At 67.1% G+C, this 19773-nt stretch carries 22 protein-coding genes; 12 read left to right on the forward strand and 10 right to left on the reverse strand.

What is annotated here, in order from left to right; translation table 11 throughout:
* Nucleotides 1-39: 39 nt before the first annotated feature.
* The 12 genes from D7316_RS24690 to D7316_RS24745 all read left to right on the forward strand — a co-directional run bounded on the left by D7316_RS24690 (nucleotide 40) and on the right by D7316_RS24745 (nucleotide 10397).
* Complete coding sequence (locus D7316_RS24690) at nucleotides 40-705, forward strand: EthD domain-containing protein (RefSeq protein ID WP_124710602.1); 666 nt, start codon at nucleotides 40-42, stop codon at nucleotides 703-705.
* A 244-nt stretch (nucleotides 706-949) separates the two neighbouring features.
* Nucleotides 950-1348 carry a 30S ribosomal protein S8 gene (gene rpsH / locus D7316_RS24695; RefSeq protein WP_124710603.1) on the forward strand — a complete coding sequence of 133 codons (399 nt, stop codon included), beginning with the start codon at nucleotides 950-952 and terminating at the stop codon, nucleotides 1346-1348.
* Nucleotides 1349-1360: 12 nt separating this feature from the next.
* Nucleotides 1361-1897 carry a 50S ribosomal protein L6 gene (rplF, locus tag D7316_RS24700; protein WP_124710604.1) on the forward strand — a complete coding sequence of 179 codons (537 nt, stop codon included), beginning with the start codon at nucleotides 1361-1363 and terminating at the stop codon, nucleotides 1895-1897.
* Nucleotides 1898-1900: 3 nt separating this feature from the next.
* Nucleotides 1901-2305 carry a 50S ribosomal protein L18 gene (gene rplR / locus D7316_RS24705; RefSeq protein WP_124710605.1) on the forward strand — a complete coding sequence of 135 codons (405 nt, stop codon included), beginning with the start codon at nucleotides 1901-1903 and terminating at the stop codon, nucleotides 2303-2305.
* Nucleotides 2306-2366: 61 nt separating this feature from the next.
* A complete protein-coding gene (rpsE, locus tag D7316_RS24710; protein WP_124710606.1) occupies nucleotides 2367-3023 on the forward strand; it encodes a 30S ribosomal protein S5 in 657 nt (218 codons plus the stop codon).
* A 5-nt stretch (nucleotides 3024-3028) separates the two neighbouring features.
* Nucleotides 3029-3211 (forward strand): 50S ribosomal protein L30, encoded by a 183-nt coding sequence (gene rpmD, locus D7316_RS24715; RefSeq protein ID WP_124710607.1) that lies wholly within the window; start codon nucleotides 3029-3031, stop codon nucleotides 3209-3211.
* The gene (gene rplO / locus D7316_RS24720; RefSeq protein WP_124710608.1) at nucleotides 3211-3651 is read left to right on the forward strand and encodes a 50S ribosomal protein L15; all 441 of its coding nucleotides are present in this window, start codon (nucleotides 3211-3213) and stop codon (nucleotides 3649-3651) included. The genes rpmD and rplO overlap by 1 nt, the downstream gene beginning before the upstream one ends.
* A 243-nt stretch (nucleotides 3652-3894) precedes the next feature.
* Nucleotides 3895-5220, forward strand: a complete 1326-nt coding sequence (gene secY, locus D7316_RS24725; protein ID WP_124710609.1) for a preprotein translocase subunit SecY — start codon at nucleotides 3895-3897, stop codon at nucleotides 5218-5220.
* Nucleotides 5217-5771 carry an adenylate kinase gene (locus tag D7316_RS24730; RefSeq protein ID WP_124710610.1) on the forward strand — a complete coding sequence of 185 codons (555 nt, stop codon included), beginning with the start codon at nucleotides 5217-5219 and terminating at the stop codon, nucleotides 5769-5771. The genes secY and D7316_RS24730 overlap by 4 nt, the downstream gene beginning before the upstream one ends.
* A 36-nt stretch (nucleotides 5772-5807) precedes the next feature.
* Nucleotides 5808-6605 carry a type I methionyl aminopeptidase gene (gene map / locus D7316_RS24735; RefSeq protein ID WP_124710611.1) on the forward strand — a complete coding sequence of 266 codons (798 nt, stop codon included), beginning with the start codon at nucleotides 5808-5810 and terminating at the stop codon, nucleotides 6603-6605.
* Nucleotides 6606-6936: 331 nt separating this feature from the next.
* Nucleotides 6937-8229, forward strand: a complete 1293-nt coding sequence (locus D7316_RS24740) for an alpha/beta hydrolase (protein WP_124710612.1) — start codon at nucleotides 6937-6939, stop codon at nucleotides 8227-8229.
* Nucleotides 8226-10397, forward strand: a complete 2172-nt coding sequence (locus tag D7316_RS24745) for a bifunctional lysylphosphatidylglycerol flippase/synthetase MprF (protein WP_124710613.1) — start codon at nucleotides 8226-8228, stop codon at nucleotides 10395-10397. Before D7316_RS24740 ends, D7316_RS24745 begins: the two co-directional genes overlap by 4 nt.
* 16 nt (nucleotides 10398-10413) lie before the next feature.
* Here D7316_RS24745 and D7316_RS24750 read toward each other — a convergent pair whose 3' ends face one another.
* From D7316_RS24750 to D7316_RS24795, 10 genes are all read right to left on the reverse strand, one after another.
* Nucleotides 10414-11853 carry an alanine--tRNA ligase-related protein gene (locus D7316_RS24750; protein WP_124710614.1) on the reverse strand — a complete coding sequence of 480 codons (1440 nt, stop codon included), beginning with the start codon at nucleotides 11851-11853 and terminating at the stop codon, nucleotides 10414-10416.
* A gap of 53 nt (nucleotides 11854-11906) precedes the next feature.
* Nucleotides 11907-12797: a formate dehydrogenase accessory sulfurtransferase FdhD gene (gene fdhD, locus D7316_RS24755; protein WP_124710615.1), complete on the reverse strand. Its 891-nt coding sequence runs from the start codon at nucleotides 12795-12797 to the stop codon at nucleotides 11907-11909.
* 49 nt (nucleotides 12798-12846) lie between these two features.
* Nucleotides 12847-13296, reverse strand: a complete 450-nt coding sequence (gene dtd, locus D7316_RS24760; protein ID WP_124710616.1) for a D-aminoacyl-tRNA deacylase — start codon at nucleotides 13294-13296, stop codon at nucleotides 12847-12849.
* Between the two features lie 61 nt (nucleotides 13297-13357).
* Nucleotides 13358-14200, reverse strand: coding sequence for a nitroreductase family protein (locus D7316_RS24765; RefSeq protein ID WP_124710617.1), 843 nt, complete (start codon nucleotides 14198-14200; stop codon nucleotides 13358-13360).
* A gap of 99 nt (nucleotides 14201-14299) precedes the next feature.
* Nucleotides 14300-15661 (reverse strand): LLM class flavin-dependent oxidoreductase, encoded by a 1362-nt coding sequence (locus D7316_RS24770; protein ID WP_124710618.1) that lies wholly within the window; start codon nucleotides 15659-15661, stop codon nucleotides 14300-14302.
* Nucleotides 15662-15667: 6 nt separating this feature from the next.
* Nucleotides 15668-16429, reverse strand: coding sequence for an ABC transporter ATP-binding protein (locus D7316_RS24775; RefSeq protein WP_124710619.1), 762 nt, complete (start codon nucleotides 16427-16429; stop codon nucleotides 15668-15670).
* Entirely contained in the window at nucleotides 16405-17280 is an 876-nt protein-coding gene (locus tag D7316_RS24780; RefSeq protein ID WP_124710620.1) for an ABC transporter permease, read from the reverse strand. The genes D7316_RS24775 and D7316_RS24780 overlap by 25 nt, the downstream gene beginning before the upstream one ends.
* Nucleotides 17277-18407, reverse strand: a complete 1131-nt coding sequence (locus D7316_RS24785; RefSeq protein WP_232017069.1) for an ABC transporter substrate-binding protein — start codon at nucleotides 18405-18407, stop codon at nucleotides 17277-17279. The genes D7316_RS24780 and D7316_RS24785 overlap by 4 nt, the downstream gene beginning before the upstream one ends.
* 242 nt (nucleotides 18408-18649) lie before the next feature.
* A complete protein-coding gene (locus D7316_RS24790; RefSeq protein WP_124710621.1) occupies nucleotides 18650-19378 on the reverse strand; it encodes an SIMPL domain-containing protein in 729 nt (242 codons plus the stop codon).
* A complete protein-coding gene (locus tag D7316_RS24795; protein ID WP_124710622.1) occupies nucleotides 19375-19761 on the reverse strand; it encodes a phage holin family protein in 387 nt (128 codons plus the stop codon). Before D7316_RS24795 ends, D7316_RS24790 begins: the two co-directional genes overlap by 4 nt.
* Nucleotides 19762-19773 lie beyond the last annotated feature (12 nt).

The following is a 19773-nucleotide window of genomic DNA, read 5'->3' on the forward strand; positions in this document are numbered from 1 at the left end:
GGTTCGTGTCCGACGGTTCGCTGGATACCCTCACCGACCATGACCAAGGTGATGGCGGCGGCCTGGGGTGACGGTCTCGACGGCCGGCTGCGCGATCCCGATCTGCCGTCCGCATGCGCCGATGCGGGCGCCACGCGACTCCAGGTGAACATCTCCGACGATGCGGTTGCGGGTGCGATGCGCATCGCGGAGCTCACACCGCCGATCGACGGTGTGATCAGCATCTGGGCCGATGAGCCTGCTGGGGTGCTCGACGTGCTGTCGGCGCGGGTGGGCCGACTGTCCGCCTGGGCCGTCGAGGAACGCGCGCCGCTGAATCCGGTGCTGCCCGCCGCCGGCCGGCGGATCGACGCGCTGAGCAACGTCGCCTTTCTGCGTCGCCCGCCGGAGCTGTCGAGAACCGAATGGCTGCATCGCTGGCTCGACGACCACACCCAGGTGGCCATCGACACCCAGGCGACTTTCGGCTACTACCAGAACGTCGTGCTGGGCCCGCTCACCGATGGCGCGCCCCCGGTGGACGCGATCGTCGAGGAACTGTTCCCGATGGCCGCGGTGTCCGATCCGCACGCGTTCTACGGCAGTGGAGGTGACCAGGCCGAGCTCGAGGATCGTCTCGGACGGATGCTCGCGAGCGTGGCGAGATTCGGCGCCGACCGCAACCTCGACGTGGTGCCGACGTCGCGGTTCCAGTGGGAGCTGTGACGGTGATTTGGGTCTGGCCAGCGACTTCTCTACACTAGAACGGTTGCCTGCGCTCTGCGGTCTTCCCCGGGGCGCGCACGCCACAACCGAATAGTCGCCGGTGCCGGTGAAAAGCCAAGGGCATCGGCGGCAAGAACCTTATTTACAACTATCCACTTCGTGGAAGGCCCACCGCAGGTCAGGGATCATTTTCCCGTGATCGGCGCTGTATGGGAACCGCTACGAGAAAGGTTGACGGTCAACCATGACCATGACTGACCCGATCGCAGACTTCTTGACACGTCTGCGTAACGCCAACTCGGCGTTCCATGACGAGGTGACCCTCCCGTCGTCGAAGATCAAGGTGAACATCGCCGAGATCCTGAAGCGCGAGGGCTACATCACCGACTACCGCATCGAAGATGCCGAGGTCGGCAAGAGCCTCGTCGTCTCCCTGAAGTACGGCCCCAGCCGTGAGCGCAGCATCGCCGGCTTGCGTCGCGTCTCCAAGCCCGGCCTTCGGGTGTATGCAAAGTCCACCAACCTGCCCAAGGTTCTGGGCGGCCTCGGCGTGGCCATCATCTCCACGTCGTCCGGCCTGCTCACCGACCGTCAGGCAGCCAACCAGGGCGTGGGCGGCGAAGTCCTCGCTTTCGTCTGGTAGGGGAGAGCTGACATGTCGCGAATCGGAAAGAACCCCATCGAGATCCCCGCGGGCGTCGACGTCACCGTCGACGGCCAGCACGTGAAGGTCAAGGGCCCCAAGGGCGAACTGAGCCTGACCGTGTCGGAGCCGATCTCGGTCGCCAAAGAAGACAACAGCATCGTTGTCACCCGTCCGAACGACGAGCGTCGCAGCCGTGCGCTGCACGGTCTGTCCCGGTCGCTGGTGAACAACCTGGTAGTCGGTGTCACGCAGGGCTACACCACGAAGATGGAGATCTTCGGTGTCGGTTACCGCGTGCAGGCCAAGGGCAAGGACCTCGAGTTCGCCCTCGGCTACAGCCATCCCGTTCCGATCGAGGCACCCGACGGCATCAGCTTCGCCGTCGAGTCGCCCACCAAGTTCTCGGTCACGGGTATCGACAAGCAGCAAGTCGGCCAGATCTCGGCGAACATCCGCCGCCTGCGTCGTCCGGACCCCTACAAGGGCAAGGGCATTCGCTACGAGGGTGAGCAGATCCGTCGCAAGGTCGGAAAGACGGGTAAGTAAGCCATGAGTGATACAGCAACCAAGAACACCCGCAAGCCGCTGGGCCGGGACGCGTCGACCCGTCGTCGCACCGCGACCACGAATCGGCACTTCCGCCTGCGCAAGAAGGTCAACGGCACGGCCGAGCGTCCGCGCCTGGCCGTCAAGCGCAGCTCGCGTCACATCCACGTGCAGCTCATCGACGACCTGGCCGGCAAGACCCTGGCCGCGGCGTCGACGATCGAGGCCGACGTGCGTGCCGCCGGTGGCGACAAGTCCGCGCAGGCCCGCAAGGTCGGCGAACTGATCGCCGCCCGCGCCAAGGCCGCCGGTGTCGAGGCCGTCGTGTTCGACCGTGGTGGCAAGGACTACCACGGCCGGATCGCCGCGCTCGCCGACGCCGCCCGCGAGGGAGGGTTGAGCTTCTGATGAGCACAATCCTGATGACCATCTACACCAGCACTACCAACATGACCGGAGGGGACCTCTGATGCCCGGACGTCAGCGTGACGGCGGAAACGGACCCGCCGGAAACGACAACAACGCGAACGCAGCAGGCGGCGGCAACGACCGTCGTGGCGGAGGCGGCGGCCGCGGCCGTCGCGACGACCGCGGAGGACGCGATCGCGAGGACCGCAACCAGCTCGAGCGCGTCGTCGCAATCAACCGTGTCTCCAAGGTGGTCAAGGGTGGACGTCGGTTCTCCTTCACCGCTCTCGTGGTCGTCGGTGACGGCCAGGGCATGGTCGGCGTCGGCTACGGCAAGGCCAAGGAAGTTCCCGCGGCCATCCAGAAGGGCGTCGAAGAGGCTCGCAAGAACTTCTTCCGCGTGCCGCTGATCGCGGGCACCGTGACCCACCCGGTCCAGGGTGAGGCCGCAGCCGGTGTCGTGATGCTCCGTCCGGCCAGCCCCGGTACCGGTGTCATCGCCGGTGGCGCGGTGCGTGCCGTGCTGGAGTGCGCGGGCGTCCACGACGTCCTCGCCAAGAGCCTCGGCAGCGACAACGCGATCAACGTGGTGCACGCCACCGTTGCCGCGCTGAAGATGCTGCAGCGCCCCGAAGAGGTCGCCGCACGTCGTGGTCTGCCGATCGAAGATGTCGCACCCGCGGGCATGTTGCGTGCCCGCGCCGGCCAGGGAGTCTGATCGACATGGCAGAACTCAAGATCACCCAGATCAAGGGCACCATCGGTACCAAGCAGAACCAGCGTGACAGCCTGCGGACCCTCGGACTGAAGGGCATCCGCAAGACGGTCACCCGCGAGGACACGCCGATCAACCGCGGCCTCATCAACGTGGTTCGGCACCTCGTGACAGTCGAAGAGGTCAAGTAATGACAATCAAGCTCCATCACCTTCGCCCCGCACCGGGCGCGAAGACCGAGAAGACCCGCGTGGGTCGCGGTGAGGGCTCCAAGGGCAAGACCGCGGGGCGTGGCACCAAGGGCACCAAGGCGCGCAAGAACGTGCCTGCCGGCTTCGAAGGTGGCCAGATGCCGATCCACATGCGGCTGCCGAAGCTGAAGGGCTTCACCAACCGTAACCGGGTCGAGTACCAGGTCGTCAACGTCGGCGACATCGCCAAGCTGTTCCCGCAGGGCGGCACCATCGGCGTCGACGAGCTCGTCGCGGCCGGTGCGGTTCGCAAGAACCAGCTCGTCAAGGTGCTCGGCGACGGCGACCTCGGCGTCTCGGTCAATGTCACCGCAAACAAGTTCACGGCCTCGGCCAAGGAGAAGATCGCCGCTGCCGGTGGCAGCGTCACCGAACTCTGAGCCAGCCGGATACCGTCGGCGGCCGGCAACACTCACGGTGTTGCCGGCCCGCCGGCGGTGTCGCCGTTTGGCCGTCCACGCGACGCCCAACGGTCAAGGCGGACATCGACTCGTCGCGCTGACGAGGCCCGATGTCGTGACTGTTAGAGTTCAAGCGTTGTCTTGACGCTTCGATCAACGTCGATTGCCGAGCACGTGGGGGGACGTGAGTCCGCCTCCCGTGGTCGTTCCTAGGAGGAGTTAGTGCTTTCCCCCCTCGTCGCGGCCTTCCGGACGCCCGATCTGAGGAAGAAGATCCTCTTCGTCATCGGCATCATCGTGCTGTATCGACTGGGTGCGACCATTCCTTCCCCAGGCGTCGACTACAAAGCCGTCCACGCGTGTCTCGACGAGGTGTCGCACGGCAGTTCGGCGAACATCTACTCGTTGATCAGCATGTTCTCCGGCGGTGCGTTGCTGCAGCTGTCGGTGTTCGCGATCGGCATCATGCCGTACATCACGGCCAGCATCATCGTGCAGCTGCTCACCGTGGTCATCCCGCGGTTCGAGCAGCTCCGTAAGGAAGGCCAGTCCGGCCAGGCGAAGATGACGCAGTACACCCGCTACCTCACGGTGGCGCTGGCACTGCTCCAGTCGACCGGCATCGTCGCCCTCGCCGACCGCGGGCAGCTCCTGCAGGACTGCTCGCAGGCCGACCAGATCCTCAACGACCAGTCCATCTTCGGTCTCGCGATCATCGTGCTCGTGATGACCGCGGGTGCGTGTGTGGTCATGTGGTTCGGCGAGCTCATCACCGAGCGCGGCGTCGGCAACGGTATGTCGCTGCTGATCTTCGCCGGTATCGCGGCACGCATCCCCGCCGAGGGCAAGACCATCCTGGACACCCGTGGCGGACTCGTCTTCGGACTCGTCTGTGTGGCGGCCCTGTTGATCGTCGCCGGCGTGGTCTTCATCGAGCAGGGCCAGCGCCGAATCCCGGTGCAGTACGCCAAGCGCATGGTGGGCCGCAAGATGTACGGCGGATCGTCGACCTATCTGCCGCTGAAGGTCAACCAGGCGGGTGTCATCCCGGTGATCTTCGCCTCGTCGCTGCTGTATCTCCCGCAGCTGATCCTGCAGTTGACGCAGGGCTCCAGTGGTGAACAGTCGACCTGGCAGCGCTACATCAGTCAGTACCTGACGGACCCCAGCAGCTGGGTCTACATCCTCGTGTACTTCCTGATGATCATCTTCTTCACCTACTTCTACGTCGCGGTCACCTTCAACCCGGAGGAGCGCGCCGACGACATGAAGAAGTACGGCGGCTTCATCCCCGGCATCCGTCCGGGGACACCGACCGCCGACTACCTCGGCTATGTGTTGAGTCGCATCACACTGCCGGGTTCCATCTACCTGGGTATCATCGCGGTACTGCCAAACCTGTTCCTCGAGATCGGTAACAGCGGTGGTGTGCAGAACTTGCCATTTGGGGGCACGGCCGTGTTGATCATGGTCGGCGTTGGTCTGGACACGATGAAGCAAGTCAACAGTCAATTGATGCAACGCAAGTACGAAGGATTCCTCAAGTGAGACTCGTGATACTCGGCCCCCCCGGCGCTGGCAAAGGTACTCAGGCGGAACTGCTTTCCGAGGCATTGGGCATTCCCCACATCTCCACCGGAGACCTCTTTCGTGCCAACATCTCCCAGGGCACCGCGGTGGGCATCGAGGCGAAGCGCTACCTCGACGCCGGTGACCTCGTGCCGTCGGAGATCACCGTTGACATGGTGCGTGCTCGCGTCGGCGAGCCCGATGCCGCAAAGGGTTTCATCCTCGACGGCTTCCCCCGTTCGACCGACCAGGCCGACTCCCTGAAGGACATCCTGGCCAAGCTGGACACCTCGCTCGACGCGGTCCTCTCATTCCGGGTCGACGAGGACGTCGTGGTCGACCGCATGCTGGCCCGTGGCCGCGCGGATGACACCGAAGCCGTGATCCGTAACCGGATGGGCGTGTACACCAAGGAAACCGCTCCGCTGCTGGAGTACTACGGCGAGCAGGTCAAGACGATCGACGCGGTCGGCGACGTCCAGGACGTGCATCAGCGCGTACTGAGCGCGCTGGGTGCCGGCGTCTCCTGACACCCGCTCGACTGACGACGGAGAGCGGTCGCGCCCATGGCATTTCGTAAACCGAAGCCGGTTCCTTTCCGGACCGCCGGTGAGGTCGACGCCATGGCCGCGGCCGGTGCCGTGGTGGGTGCCGCGCTCGTCGCCGTCCGCGCGGCAGCCGGGCCCGGCGTGAGCACCCTCGACCTCGACGAGGTGGCCGAGACCGTCATCCGGCAAGCCGGCGCGGTGCCGTCGTTCAAGGGCTACCACGGCTTTCCGGGATCGATCTGCAGCTCGGTGAATGACGTCGTGGTGCACGGGATCCCGTCCGCCGACGTGGTGCTCGCCGACGGTGACCTCGTCTCCATCGATTGCGGCGCGATCCTCGACGGCTGGCACGGCGACTCGGCCTGGACCTTCGGTGTCGGCGAGATCTCCACCGCGGACGCGGATCTGTCGGAGGCGACGCGTCTGTCGATGGACGCGGGTATCGCGGCGATGGTGGAGGGCGCGCGTCTCACCGACATCTCCCATGCGATCGAGCAGGGCACCCGGGCCGCCGAGCAGAAGTTCGGCCGGTCGTTCGGCATCGTCGACGGTTACGGCGGACACGGCATCGGCCGGGAGATGCACATGGAGCCGTTCCTCGCGAACGAGGGCAAGCCCAACCGCGGGCCGGTGCTCGTCATCGGGTCGACGCTCGCGATCGAGCCGATGCTCACCCTCGGTACAACCGCGACCAGCGTGCTCGACGACGACTGGACGGTCGTCACCGACGACGGGTCTCGCTCGGCGCATTGGGAACACACCGTCGTGGTCACCGGCGACGGACCGCGGATTCTCACGGTGCGTCCCGACGCCTGAACGGTTGAGCATCACTGAGGCCGACCTGTCGCGCCCGTGCGGTGAACTTCTTTCGTCGAACGTGCTGCGCGACGATGAAATCTGGTTTAAGCTCCTCACAACTCGCGAGAGTGCGAGGGGGATGCGCCGGTTGGGGTGCCCTTGATACGTTCGATCCGTATGTCCTCCACCATGTACCCGGACCCTGTCCGGGAGCGGTAGTAGCCCAACGACACTCATGTCATCGAAATCCCATGTCATCGAAACGGCGTGGCCGTCGCGTAAAACCGGCTCACCGGCCGGGTCTGTTGTTACGCTGACCTCCTGAAATCCGGAGGCGAAAGGCCGTGCGATGGGCGACGTCGGCGAACTGTCCATCATCGACGGATGGGTTCCGCTGGGCATCTGGATCGTGGGTCTGCTCGGCTTCGCCTGGCTGATCATCTATCCGCGGTTGCGCTATCTCGTCATCGTGGTTCCCGCGGCGATCGCGGTCACCATCGTGTGCACCGTGATCGCGAATTACGTGGTCGAGAAGGTCTGGCATCCGTTCCCGGAGCCCATCCCGACCGCGGTCTACGTGTGGGGCGGTGTCGCCCTGCTCGGTCTCCTCCTGGCGGTCGCGAGGTTCATCGTCGGGCACGGCATCATCCAGAAGTTGGTGACGGTGATCGCCGGCGTCCTGGCGATCAGCTTGGGGCTCGCGCACATCAACATGAGCTACGACGCCTATCCGACAGTGGACACCTTGCTGGGTGATGTCGGTGCGCAATCGGTCTCCCTGCAGGAACTCGACGACGTCGACACCAAGGTGGTGCCGATCGACAAGTGGCACAAGCCTTCCGAGATGCCCGGCGAAGGTCGCATCCTGACGGCCGCCATCCCGGGCGTGAAGTCGGGGTTCGACGCGAGGCCGGCCAAGGTCTACCTGCCCCCGGCGATCTTCACCAGCCCGGCACCCCGGCTGCCGGTGGTGGTCCTGATGGCCGGTCAGCCCGGGTCCCCGGACGACTGGCTGCTCGGCGGGCAGCTGGTGACCACGATGAATGCGTTCGCCAGTCGTCATGAGGGGCTCACCCCGATCGTGATCGTCGCCGATGCGACCGGCACCGAACTCGGCAACCCGCTCTGTGTGGACTCCACTCTCGGCAACGTGGCCACCTATCTGACCGCAGACGTCGGTGCGTGGGCGAAACAGAATCTGCGCGCCGCGGACACCGAACGCACCAAGTGGGCTGCATCGGGCTTGTCCTACGGCGGCACCTGCGCGCTGCAGCTGGCCACCAACTTCCCCGAGCTCTATCCGACGTTCGTGGACATCTCCGGGCAGCTGGAGCCGACCCTGGGCAGTCGGCAACGCACCATCGACGTCGCGTTCGGCGGTGACGCCGCGGCCTTCCGGGCGGTCAACCCGATGGACCTGATGACCACCCGCCGTTATCCGAACTCGGCCGGCGCGTTCGTGGTCGGCAACACCGACGCCGAGTACAAGGCGGGGGTCCGCACCACCTACGAAGCCGCGCGAAAAGCCGGGATGGACGTGCATTATTCAGAGGTGCCGGGCGGACACTCCTTCGCGGTGTGGTCGGCGGGGTTCCGGCAGCAGCTGCCCTGGCTCGCCAAACGATTGGGGATACCTGAATGAGCGCACCCGCTGACTCGCCCGCGAGCGGCTCGTCCGCGACCGCCGCCGACGGCACCGATGACACCGATCGGGGTGCGGTCGTGCGGCGACTACGTGCTTTCGGATCGACGGTCGTCCGGCTCCCGTTCACCCTCGCCCTGTGGGTGGTGATCTTCGGTCTCGGTCTCGTCACCGGGGCGTTGTGGGATCACGCGTCGCACAAGTCCTGGTACGTCGACGTCGCGTTCGGTCTGCCCGCGCTCGAGGAGAACAAGTGGTGGACGATCGTCACGTCCTCGGTGTTCGAGCCGAGCCCCGGCAAGTACGTGATCGCGCTGATCCTGGTCGCGGTCGGGATCGGTTGGGCGGAGTGGCGTCTCGGAACGGCACGGGTGGCGATCGTCGCCATCGGCGGAAAGATCGGCGCCGAACTGCTGTCGGTCCTGCTGGTGTGGTTCTTCAGCCGTGACTTCACCTCGTGGCAGTGGGTCGACCACATGGCCGGTACCCGCGGGACGGGCGTGATCACGATGGTCGTCGCCGCGGTCGCCGTGGCCTCGGCGACCTTGCGATCGCCCTGGCGACTCCGGGTCCGCGTGTTCCTCGGGGCGGTCGTGGCCATCACCTTCCTGTTCGAGGGCACCTTCGGCACGGTGCAATACGTCCTCGCGGCACTCATCATGTTGCCGATCGGGGAGCAGTGGTTCAGTACCGCTGAACGCGGATACCTGCCGCGCACCCGCCGTGAGGTCCGCATGCTGGGGTCGGTGGGGATCCTGTTGATCGCCGGCGCGAACCTGATGGTCTTCTTCTTCCCGGCGAGCGGACCGCTCGGCCCCACCGACGCCAACGACGAGTCGACGGTCTCGATGATCGTCATCCTGGTCATCAATCTCCTCATCGCCGACCAGTTGCGTCGCGGACGGCGGTGGGCCTGGTGGGTCGCCGTCGTGCTGGGTCTGCTCAACGTGTTGCTGACCATCCTGGTGGTCGCCCTGGTCGCGTTCACGAACTTCGACAGTGAGGGCGGGGTCACCGTCGGCACCACCCTGTTGTGGGCGGTGGTCCTCGCGATCCTGATCCCCGGCCGCTTCGCGTTCGCGGTGCCCTGGCGTACCAGGCGCAGCGGTTCGGTCGACGGCGATCCCGTCGACCGCGTCAAGGAACTCCTGCACTCGCACGGTGGCGGCACGATGTCGTGGATGATCACCTGGCCCGGTAACGAATACCTGTTCTCGGCCGCCGCGAACAGTGTCGTCGCCTATCAGCGGCACATGGGAACGATGCTGGCACTGGCCGATCCGGTGTGCGACGAGGACGAACTGCGCCGCACCATCGCCGGGTTCATCGACCACGCCGAGAAGAGCGGCAAGACCCCGTGCTGGTTCTCGGTGGGGGCCGAGACCGCCCGGATCGCGGACGAACTGGGCTGGCGCAGTCTGCAGATCGCCGAGGACACGATCGTCGACCTGCCGGATCTGGCGTTCAAGGGCAAACCGTGGCAGCACGTCCGCTCGGCGATCAACAAGTCCAAGAAAGAGAACATCACCTTCCGGCTGGTGGTGCTGGCCGACGAACCGTTCTCCATCAAGTCGCAGGTGCGGGCCATCTCAGAGGAATGGGTGGGCGACAAGGGCCTGCCCGAGATGGGGTTCACCCTGGGCAGCGTCGACGAGGCGATGGATCCCGAAGTGCGGGTGGCGCTCGCGGTCGACGACACGGGAAGCGTGCACGGCGTGTTGTCGTGGTTGCCGGTCTACGGTGCCGTCGGAGCCGACGAGGAGCGCACGGTCCGTGGTTGGACGCTCGACGTGATGCGCCGTCGCACCGACGGATTCGGCCCGGTCATCGAATACCTGATCGCGTCGTCGGCGATGGCCTTCAAAGACGAGGGGGCACAGTTCATCTCACTGTCCGGAGCGCCACTGGCGCGCAGCGACGACGCAGCGGAGGCGGAGCGGATGGACCGCCTGCTCGACAGCCTGGGGGCGGCGATGGAACCGTTCTACGGGTTCCGCTCTCTACACGCGTTCAAGAAGAAGTTCAGCCCCCGCTACGAACCGGTGTTCCTGTCCTTCCGCGACGAGAGTGATCTTCCCCGAATCGGTTTGGCGATCTCGCGGGCCTATCTGCCCGACGCCACACCCACTCAACTGGTGCGCCTCGCCGCATCCGGTGGCCACGACTGAGCAACGCCGTGACGGGTCAGTCGTGCACGCCGAGTTTCGTGGCGGCCTGCGACCGCTGACGCTGCTCCTCGCGCCGCGCATCAAACTCCGCACGCCAGTCCTCCGCCAGGGTGAGCCCTTGTCGCTGAGCCTCTTCGGTGCTCAGCTCGACCGGGAAACCGAAGGTGTCGTTGAGGATGAAGAAGTCGCCTCCGGTGATCGGGCGCTGTTCCTTGGCGATGTGTCGCAGTTCGCGCAGGCCCTTGTTGAGCGTGCGGCGGAATGCGCGTTCCTCCTTCTGCAGGACCTTCGTGATCGTTTCGCGGCGGTCCCCGACCTCCGGGTACGCGTCGGCGTAGAGGCCGGCCACGATGTCGACGAGCGGGGTGAGGACGTTGTTCTCGATGCCCAGTTCGGCGGCGAAACGGATCGCCCTGCGCAGCAGGCGGCGCATCACGTAGCCCGCCTCCTTGTTGCTGGGGGTGACGCCGTCGGCAGCGAGGAACACCGCACCGCGCACATGATCGGTGACGATGCGCATTGCGTGCGTCTGCTCGTCGTAGCTCTTGCCGGACAGCCTCTCCAGCTCCTCGACGATCGGCCACAGCAGGCTGATGCGGAACACGTCCGGTGAGTCCATCGCCGCGGCCGCGATGCGTTCGAGGCCACCGCCGTAATCGACGTTGCGGTTGGGCAGTTCGGCGAACGTCGCCTCGGCCGGGGAGCCGTCGGTCTGCTCGTTCGGCATCCGGCGGTACTGCATGAACACCGAGTTGCCGATCTCCAGATACTGTCCGCCATCGGAGTTCTGGTGCGGGAACCGGCCGTAGGCGGTGTCGTGGGTGACCTGGGGGAAGTAGTAGAACACCTCGGAGTCGGGGCCGCCCGGGTCACCGACCAGCATGGCGTCCGGCCCGCCACCACGCGACCACCAGTTCTTGTCCTGATAGAACGCGATGCGGGCGCCCTGGTTACCGACCTCGTTGCCATGTTCCTCGGTGATGAGGTCGACGGTCTCGTGCGAGATGCCCGCCTGCGCGAACAGTCGGGTCCAGATCTCCGCACTCTCCTCGTCCCGGGGGATGCCGTGTTCGTCGTCGCCGGCGAACACGCTCACGTAGATCCGTTCGGGGTCCAACCCCACGACGTCGACGAGGAAATGCCAGAACATCGGGATCTGCTGCGACTTGAAGTAGTCACCGAGACTCCAGTTGCCGAGCATCTCGAAGAAAGTGGTGTGCCGGTTGTCGCCGACTTCCTCGATGTCCTGGGCGCGGACGCAGGGTTGGACGTCGGCGAGACGGGTGCCTGCGGGATGCGGCTCGCCCAGGAGGTAGGGCAGCAGCGGCTGCATCCCGCTGCCGGTGAACAGCGTGGTCGGGTCGTCGCGGGGGACCAGCGATGCGCGTTCGATGAGACTGTGGCCGCGTTCGGTCATCAGCTGCAGGTAGGCGGTGCGGATCTGCTCGGCGTCCATCGCCGTATTCTCCCAGCCGGAACGCGATCGGTGCGGCTCAATCGGCGATCCGATCAGGCGCTGCGATGTCCTGGCCGCGGTGTCTCGCCGTCCGATGCCCGGGCCGGGGGGCCGGAGACGGTGACGCGATCCGGGCGTGTGTAGACCACGAGGGAGTCGTCGCGGACGAAACCGAGGAGGGTGATGCCGCGCTCGTCGGCGAGATCGGCGGCCAGTGACGACGGAGCAGACACAGCGGACAGCATGGGCAGACCGGCCATCGCGGCCTTCTGCACGAGCTCGAAGCTGGCCCGTCCGGACACCTGGAGGATGTGCCCGCGCAGCGGCAGCAGGTCGCGGACCAGGGCCCAGCCGATCACCTTGTCCACGGCGTTGTGCCTGCCGACGTCTTCCCGGAGCACGAGCATCTCGCCGGTGTGCCCGTCGAAGAGGGCCGCGGCGTGCAGGCCGCCGGTCTTGTCGAACACCGCCTGTCCGTCCCGCAGCCGTGCGGGTAGGGACAGCATGGTGGCGCTGTCGACGACGAGGTCGTCATCGGCGGAGGTGAACGCCGACCGTGTGACCACCGTGTCGATACTCGCCTTGCCGCACAGCCCGCATGCGCTGGTGGTCAGGAAGTTGCGGGTGACGTCGGGAGCCAGGGGTGCGATGTGATCGGCGATCGCGACGTCGAGCACGTTGTAGGTGTTGACGCCCTCGTCCGTGGCACCCGCACAGTATCGCGCGGTACGCAGATCCTCGGCCGAGGTCAGGACGCCCTCGGACACCAGGAACCCGGCTGCGAGTTCGACGTCGTCGCCCGGGGTGCGCATGGTGACGGCCAGCGGCGATCCGCCCACCCGGATCTCCAGCGGTTCCTCGACGGCCAGGACGTCGGCGCGCGTGGTGGGCTCCGCGCCGGTCCGGATGCGTGTCACCCGCCGTCGAGCGGTGATGCGTCCCATAGCCGTTCAGGCTACCCCCGTGGCGCCGTCGGTCCGGGCGAGCGGTCGATCAGACGTCGAGGATGACGGTCACCGGACCGTCGTTGACCAGGCGCACCCGCATGTGCGCTCCGAAGCGCCCGGTGGCGACTGTGGCGCCGGCCTGCCGCAATGCTGCGACGACCGCATCGACCAGGGGCTCGGCGACCGGTCCGGGCGCCGCCGCGTTCCACGACGGCCGACGTCCCTTGGTGGTGTTGGCATACAGCGTGAACTGGCTGATCACCAATATCGGGGCGTCGGTGTCGGCGGGGGAGCACTCGCGGCCGCCGTCGCCGTCGAGGATGCGCAGCCGCCAGATCTTGTCGGCGAGCTTCGCGGCGAGCTCGGGGGTGTCGTCATGGGTGACCCCGATCAGGGCGACGAGTCCGTGCCGGCCGTCGGTGAGGTCGAGTTCGCCGACCGTCTCCCCGTCGACGACGACGGCGGCCTCGGTGACGCGTTGGACGACTGCACGCATGGGCAACAGGGTGCCACGGCAGCGGGACCGGAGCGAGCGCCGACGTCGCTCGGCGATCCGCTCACCGTGACGGCAGACCCCGTTCCTCGAGGTGGCGGCGCAGCTGGTCGCGTCCCTTCAGGCTGTGCCGGTCGGCGAGGCGCGCCAGCACGGGCGTCGTCCAGTCGGCGTCGCGACCGTGCTCCGTGTTGTAGCCGCGCAACCGGACGTCGTAGTCGGCGATGGCGGAATCCCGTGCGGGATCGTAGGTCTCCCGATGCAGCACCACCTCCTGTGGCAGGCGAGGTTTGATCCCCGCCGATTCGGCCGGGTCGGGTACGCCGACCGCGAGGCCGAAGGTGGCGAAGACATGGTCGGGCAGGCCGAGCTCGGCCGCGACCTCGGCGGGACGATTGCGGAAAGCGCCGACGAACACCGTTCCGAGGCCCAGGGATTCGGCTGCGAGCGCGGCGTTCTGGGCGGCCAGCGATGCATCGACGAAGCCCAGGATGGTCGTCTCGAGGTAGTCGGTGGCCCCGAGTTGGGTGCGGTGCTCGGCCGCGAGTCGTGCGGCCCGGCCGAGATCGGCGAGCCATACCAGGACCAGAGGCGCGCACCGCAGGAACCGCTGATCGCCGGCGAGCGCGGCGAGCCGGCTCCGACGGTCGGCATCGCGCACCGCGATCACGCTCCACGCCTGCAGGTTCGACGACGTCGACGCGGACTGGGCGGCGGCGACGATCGACGTCAGCTGCGCGTCCGTGACCGGTGCATCGAGGAACTCGCGGACCGAGCGGTGAGCGAGTTGCTGATCGATGGTCGGGGTCCGATGGGCGAGCGAGGTCAGGTCGGGGTCGCGATAGCGCCGGCCGACCAGATCGGCGGACCCGATCGGTGTGGCGGGGGTGGGTGCGGTCTGCGTCATGACTACTTTCCGGAGGTCGGTACGAGGATGGGAGGTGCGGCCGGTGCACGCCGACGTCGGACACGTGGCCTCACCGGAGCGCACATGCGCACTGTCCGCTCAACCCGCGTGCGATGCTGCGCGGTCGCCGGCGAACTGGCTTGCGGGACGCGGAAGGTCGAAGTGTTCGCGGAGGGTGGTGCCGGTGTACTCGCTGCGGAAGAGTCCGCGTCGACGGAGGAGGGGGACCACCGTTTCGGTGAACACCTCGAGCCCGCCCGGGTAGTACGGAGGCATCACGTTGAAGCCGTCGGCGGCGCCGTGGGTGAACCACTCGGAGATGGTGTCGGCGATCTGTTCCGGCGTGCCGGTCACGACCCGGTGCCCGCGGGCGCCGGCCAGTCGGTGCAGCAATTGCCGCACCGTGGGCCTCTCGCGCTCCACGATGCCGGCCACGACCTGTTTGCGGCTGCGCTTGTTGTCGGTGACGTCGCCCGCATCGCCGAAGATGTCGATGGGGACCGGCGCGTCGAGGTCGAGCGTCGACAGATCGACCTCGGTGATGCCGCGCAGTTGGTAGAGCCCGTAGGCGGGCACCGTCAGCTCGTTGAACTCCCGCTCGAGGTCTCGCGCGGCCCGTTCGGTGTCCCCGATGAACGGACTGATCCCGGGCAGGATCTTGACATGGTCCGGATTTCTCCCCAATGCCTCTGCGCGCGCACGGATGTCGCCGTAGAACGCCTGCGCGTGACCGAGTGTCTGGTGCGCGGTGAAGATGGCCTCGGCGTACTGCGCCGCAAACGCTCGCCCGTCGTTGGAGGCACCGGCCTGGACGAGGACCGGATTGCCCTGCGGGGAGCGAGGCGCGTTGAACGGGCCGCGCACCTGCAGGTGCTTGCCGACGAACTCCGCCCGGTGGATCTTGTCGGTGTCGGCGTAGAGGCCGGAGTCACGGTCGGCGACGATCGCATCGTCCTCCCAGCTGTCCCACAGGCGTAGTGCGGCATCGACGAATTCGCGAGCCCGCTCGTAGCGGACAGCGGGATCAGGGTGGGTGGGGAGGCCGAAGTTCTCCGCGGCCGCGTCGGTGGACGTGGTCACGATGTTCCAGCCCGCGCGACCTCTCGACAGGAAGTCGAGGGTCGAGAACAGCCGCGCGAGGTTGTACGGCTCGTAATAGGTGGTCGAGGCCGTCGCGATCAGGCCGATGCGTTCGGTGGCGGCGGCGACCGAGGCCAGCAACGTGATCGGTTCGAGCCGGCCGGCCGTGCTGTAGCGCGCCTCGCTGCGGAGCGCCGGCCCGTCCGCGAAGAAGATCGCATCGAACTTCGCGGCCTCCGCGGTCTGCGCGATCTGGTGGTAGTAGTCGGCGTCGAAGATGCGCTCGGGTTGGCTCGACGGATGCCGCCAGGCGGCCTCGTGGTGCCCGGCGGGGTAGATGAACGCATTCAGGTGGAGCTGACGTGCCGATGGTGAACTCATGAATTCCTATCCGTTCGTGGATGTTTCGACACCGAGAGCCTCCAGGAGAGCCTCCCGGTGGGCGATGAATGCGGGATCGCGCAGCGAGCGGCGCGTACCCAGATCGGTGAGGTCGCGGTCGGCGACGAAGCGTCCGTCGTCGAGGACCAGCACGCGATCGGCGAGGGTGACGGCCTCGTCGACGTCGTGGGTGACGAGCAGGACGCCGGGGCGGTACTTCGCGCACAGGTCGCGCAGCAGCGCGTGCATGCGCAGTCGGGTGAGAGCGTCCAGCGCGCCGAACGGCTCATCGGCGAGCAGGAGGTCGGGACGCCGGACGAGTGAGCGCGCGAGTGCGGCCCGCTGCTGTTCGCCGCCGGACAATTCGTTGGGCCACGCGCGTTCCCGGCCGGCGAGGCCGACGTCGTCGAGGGCGGTCTGTCCGGCGTCCCGGGCATCGCGGCCGGTGAGTCCCAGGACGACGTTGGGTAGGACGCGGGCCCAGGGGAGCAGCCGGGAATCCTGGAAGACCACCGATGTCTCGCGCGCGACCTCCAGTTCGCCGGAACCGGCGACGCCGTCGTCGAGGCCGGCGACCGCGCGCAGCAGGGTGCTCTTGCCGCTGCCGCTGCGACCGAGGAGCGCGACGAACTCACCCTCGGCGATCGTCAGGTCCAGGCCGTCGAGAACGGTGCGTTCGCCATAGCGACGTGTGAGATCGTGTGCGGCGAGGACGGTTCCGGTGCGCGTGTCATCGCGGGTGCTCAGCTGCCCAGTGACCGGCGCCATGACAGTGCCCTCCTCTCGATGGCCCGGACCACGGTGTCACCGACGAGCCCGAATACGGCGTAGACGACGAGACCGACGACGACGATGTCGAGTTGCCCGTAGACGCGGGCCTGGTTCATGAGATAGCCGACCCCCTGGGTGGCGTTCACCTGTTCCACGACGACGAGGGCCAGCCACGAGATCGTGACCGCGAGGCGCAATCCGGTGAAGAAGCCCGGCACCGCGCCCGGCAGCGCGACCCGTCGGATGAACTGCCACTGCGAGAGTTTCACCGTCTGGGCGAGTTCGGCGTAGCGGACGTCGACGCCGCGGAGCTGGGCGTGTGTGTTGATGTAGACCGGGATCAGCACGCTCGTCGAGATGATGATGATCTTCATCTGGTCCCCGATGCCGAACCACAGGATCGCCAACGGGATGATCGCCAATGTCGGGATGGCGCGCTTGATCTGGATCGGGCCGTCGATGACCGCTTCGCCGATCCGGCTGAGGCCGGAGATCAACGCCAGCACGACCCCGAGGGTGACGCCGATGGCCAGCGACACCGACGCCAGTTTCAGTGAGGCGAGGATGTTCTCCGGCAGGCGGCCGTCGGACCACAGCTGCGATGCCGTGTCCAGGATGGTCAGCGGCGCGGGCAACGTGCGGTCGTCGATGAAGCCGACGGCGGACCCGACGATCCAGACGCCGAGCAGGATCGCCGGCCCGAGAAGCCAGCCGCCGGGGATCGGGCGCCCGGGCCCGAGGCGCCGCGGTCGCTTCGTCTGGTGCCGACTCTCGAGGGCCGGGCTGCGAGTAGTGGTGGGCCCGGTCGCGATCCGGGTTGCCGTCGACTCGACGGTGGCGGCGGTCATCGGGTCACGTCCTCGGGTGTGCGGGTGGCGCCGTACCGTTTCACCGCGGCGTCGACGACCGGCGCGAATCTCAGGTCGAAGAGGTCGGTGGCGGTCACCGGTTCGGGGAGTGCGTCGGCCTTCTCCAGCAGATCGATGGTGCTCTGCTGGCGCGCGATGAGCGCGTCGTCGAGCGCCGGGATCGCGGTTGTCCCGTTGCTCTGCAGGATCTTCCACCCATCGGCCTCGCTGACCTTCTGGTCGTCGACGTAGTACGCCTTGATCCATTCCGCGGGGTGGGTGTTCGTCCATTGGAACGCCTGCACCAGGGTGGTGACCAGGGCGCGGAGTGCGGCGGCCTTGGCCGGCTCGGCCAACGACTCACCGCGGGCGTAGACGTAACTCAGTCCCTGACTGATGGTCCCGGCGACCTCGGGGTCGACGAACGATGCTCCGTCGGGACCGTAGTCGCGGAGATAGCGGGTCAGTCGTGGCTCGTTCAGCGGCGCGACGTCGACTTCCTTCGCGCCCAGCGCTTCGGAGAACTCCGCCAGCTGCAGGCGTACCAGCTCGACGTCGTCGGTGCTCAGACCCGCGTTGGCCAGTGCGCGGAGCACGACGACCTGCTGCGCGGTGCCCTCGGCGTAGGCGATCTTCTTGCCGCGCAGATCCTGCAGCGACGTGATCGCCGGGGCGCCGGGCCGGGTGGCCAGCGACATGCTGGACGGCTTGATCTCGCGGCCGAGGATGATCGGTACCTGCTGCCCGGTCGACGCGGCGTGGATCGGCGGGACGTCTCCGACGGGGGCCACATCGGCGGTGCCCGCCCGGAATGCCTCGAGCACGGCGGGGCCGCCGGTGAAGTTGGCGTACTCGATCGTGAACGGCAGCGTCTTCTCCAGGCCGCTCGCACGGAGCAGGACCTGGATCTGGTTCTGCTGGTCGGCGACGGTGATCGTCGTGCCGGCTGGGATGTCGGTCGGGAGCGGGACGTCGGTGTTGAGTTCGGGACCGTCCTGCGACGAGCAGGCGGCCAGTCCGACGGTCACCACGAGCGCGGTGAGCAGGGTCAGGAAAGGTTTCCGGGCAACGCGTTTCGGCGTGCGGGCGGTGGGTTCGAGAGCTGTCGGTCTGGGCCGGGCGTTCACGTCTGGAGTACCTCCGTAGACGGTTCGGGGACATTCGTCTCATGCGTCGATTGACCACCATGACCCGCGAGCACCCCGCGACCAACCGTTACATTCCCGGTGGGCTTTTGTCGGATCGGCCGACCCGTCGGCCGCCGACACCACGAATCGGCGAAGGCGCCGAGGGTGTGGACCCTGGGCGCCTTCGCCGAATGAGGTTGTCTGCCGACGTGGTTCGAACTGCCCGCGTCTCGGGCCCGCGCTCAGCTCAGCGCATACGTGACCGTGACCGAGAACGTCAGGGTCTGTTCGCCGGGTTCGACCGGCACCGGTGCGGCAGCGGCCATCGAATCCCGTTGCAGTGGTGCCGGCTGATCCTGCCCGCTCGTCTGCTCGGTGATGGTCTGCACCTTGCCGAGTGAATCGCCGGCCAGCGACGCGTACTGCTCGGCCCGTGACCGGGCGTCGTCGAAGGCGGCCTCCCGGGCCTGCTTCATGAGTTCCGAATCATCGTCGATGGCGAACGAGACGTTGCTGATCCGGGTGTTGTCGCCGCCCGCGGTGGCCGCGGCGGCGAGGACGTCGGAGGCCTTGGCGATGTCGCGGATGGTCACCCGGATCGTGTTGGTGGCCTGGTAACCGGAGATCTGGCTCGAGCTCCCGGGGGCCGGGTTCGAGTACTGCGGACTCAGATTCACCTGCTGTGTCTGTACGTCCTTGCGTTCGACCCCGGCCGCGACCACCGCGTCGGTCACCTTCGCGACCTGGGCGCTGGACTCGTTCAACGCGCTCGAGACGTCGGCGCCGGAGGCCTCGACGCCGATGTCGGCACGCAGCGTGTCCGGTGTGCCGGTGACCTTTCCGCTGCCCACCACGGTGACGGTGCGGGGGTTGTCGCCGCCACCGTCACTGCCGCAGGCAGACAGCCCGAGCGCGGCGATCGCGGCGATTGCCAGCGCGAGCAGACGGGCGGGGTGCCGTCGGCCGTTCACACCGGCTCCTTGAGGAGGAGCCCGAGTGCCCAGCCGACCAGCGAGATCACGATGGCACCGAAGATGGCCGACCAGAAGAAGCTGTCGACCTGCAGTCCCCAGTGGGTGGTGTTGCGGGTGATCCAGGCCGTGATCTCCAGCATGAACGCGTTGATCACCACGTGGATGAGTCCGAGCGTGAGGATGTAGAGCGGAATGGACAGGATCTGCACGACCGGTTTGATGAAGGCGTTGACGACGCCGAAGATCAGCGCGACCACGACGACGATGCCGAACTTCTGCGCATTGGTCGAACCGCCGACGAAGTCGAGGCCGGGAACGATCAGAGTGGCGATCCACAGGGCGAATCCGGTGAATGCGGAGCGAATCAGGAACGCGGACATGGGCACAGTGTG

Origin of the sequence: Gordonia insulae, assembly GCF_003855095.1 — a bacterium.
GTDB lineage: Bacteria > Actinomycetota > Actinomycetes > Mycobacteriales > Mycobacteriaceae > Gordonia > Gordonia insulae.

Coding starts and splice junctions, on each gene's coding strand:
- D7316_RS24690 (WP_124710602.1), top strand. CDS start 40: ATGACCAAGGTGATGGCGGCGGCCTGGGGTGACGGTCTCGACGGCCGG.
- rpsH (WP_124710603.1), top strand. CDS start 950: ATGACCATGACTGACCCGATCGCAGACTTCTTGACACGTCTGCGTAAC.
- rplF (WP_124710604.1), top strand. CDS start 1,361: ATGTCGCGAATCGGAAAGAACCCCATCGAGATCCCCGCGGGCGTCGAC.
- rplR (WP_124710605.1), top strand. CDS start 1,901: ATGAGTGATACAGCAACCAAGAACACCCGCAAGCCGCTGGGCCGGGAC.
- rpsE (WP_124710606.1), top strand. CDS start 2,367: ATGCCCGGACGTCAGCGTGACGGCGGAAACGGACCCGCCGGAAACGAC.
- rpmD (WP_124710607.1), top strand. CDS start 3,029: ATGGCAGAACTCAAGATCACCCAGATCAAGGGCACCATCGGTACCAAG.
- rplO (WP_124710608.1), top strand. CDS start 3,211: ATGACAATCAAGCTCCATCACCTTCGCCCCGCACCGGGCGCGAAGACC.
- map (WP_124710611.1), top strand. CDS start 5,808: ATGGCATTTCGTAAACCGAAGCCGGTTCCTTTCCGGACCGCCGGTGAG.
- D7316_RS24740 (WP_124710612.1), top strand. CDS start 6,937: ATGGGCGACGTCGGCGAACTGTCCATCATCGACGGATGGGTTCCGCTG.
- D7316_RS24745 (WP_124710613.1), top strand. CDS start 8,226: ATGAGCGCACCCGCTGACTCGCCCGCGAGCGGCTCGTCCGCGACCGCC.
- D7316_RS24750 (WP_124710614.1), bottom strand. CDS start 11,853: ATGGACGCCGAGCAGATCCGCACCGCCTACCTGCAGCTGATGACCGAA.
- fdhD (WP_124710615.1), bottom strand. CDS start 12,797: ATGGGACGCATCACCGCTCGACGGCGGGTGACACGCATCCGGACCGGC.
- dtd (WP_124710616.1), bottom strand. CDS start 13,296: ATGCGTGCAGTCGTCCAACGCGTCACCGAGGCCGCCGTCGTCGTCGAC.
- D7316_RS24765 (WP_124710617.1), bottom strand. CDS start 14,200: ATGACGCAGACCGCACCCACCCCCGCCACACCGATCGGGTCCGCCGAT.
- D7316_RS24770 (WP_124710618.1), bottom strand. CDS start 15,661: ATGAGTTCACCATCGGCACGTCAGCTCCACCTGAATGCGTTCATCTAC.
- D7316_RS24775 (WP_124710619.1), bottom strand. CDS start 16,429: ATGGCGCCGGTCACTGGGCAGCTGAGCACCCGCGATGACACGCGCACC.
- D7316_RS24780 (WP_124710620.1), bottom strand. CDS start 17,280: ATGACCGCCGCCACCGTCGAGTCGACGGCAACCCGGATCGCGACCGGG.
- D7316_RS24795 (WP_124710622.1), bottom strand. CDS start 19,761: ATGTCCGCGTTCCTGATTCGCTCCGCATTCACCGGATTCGCCCTGTGG.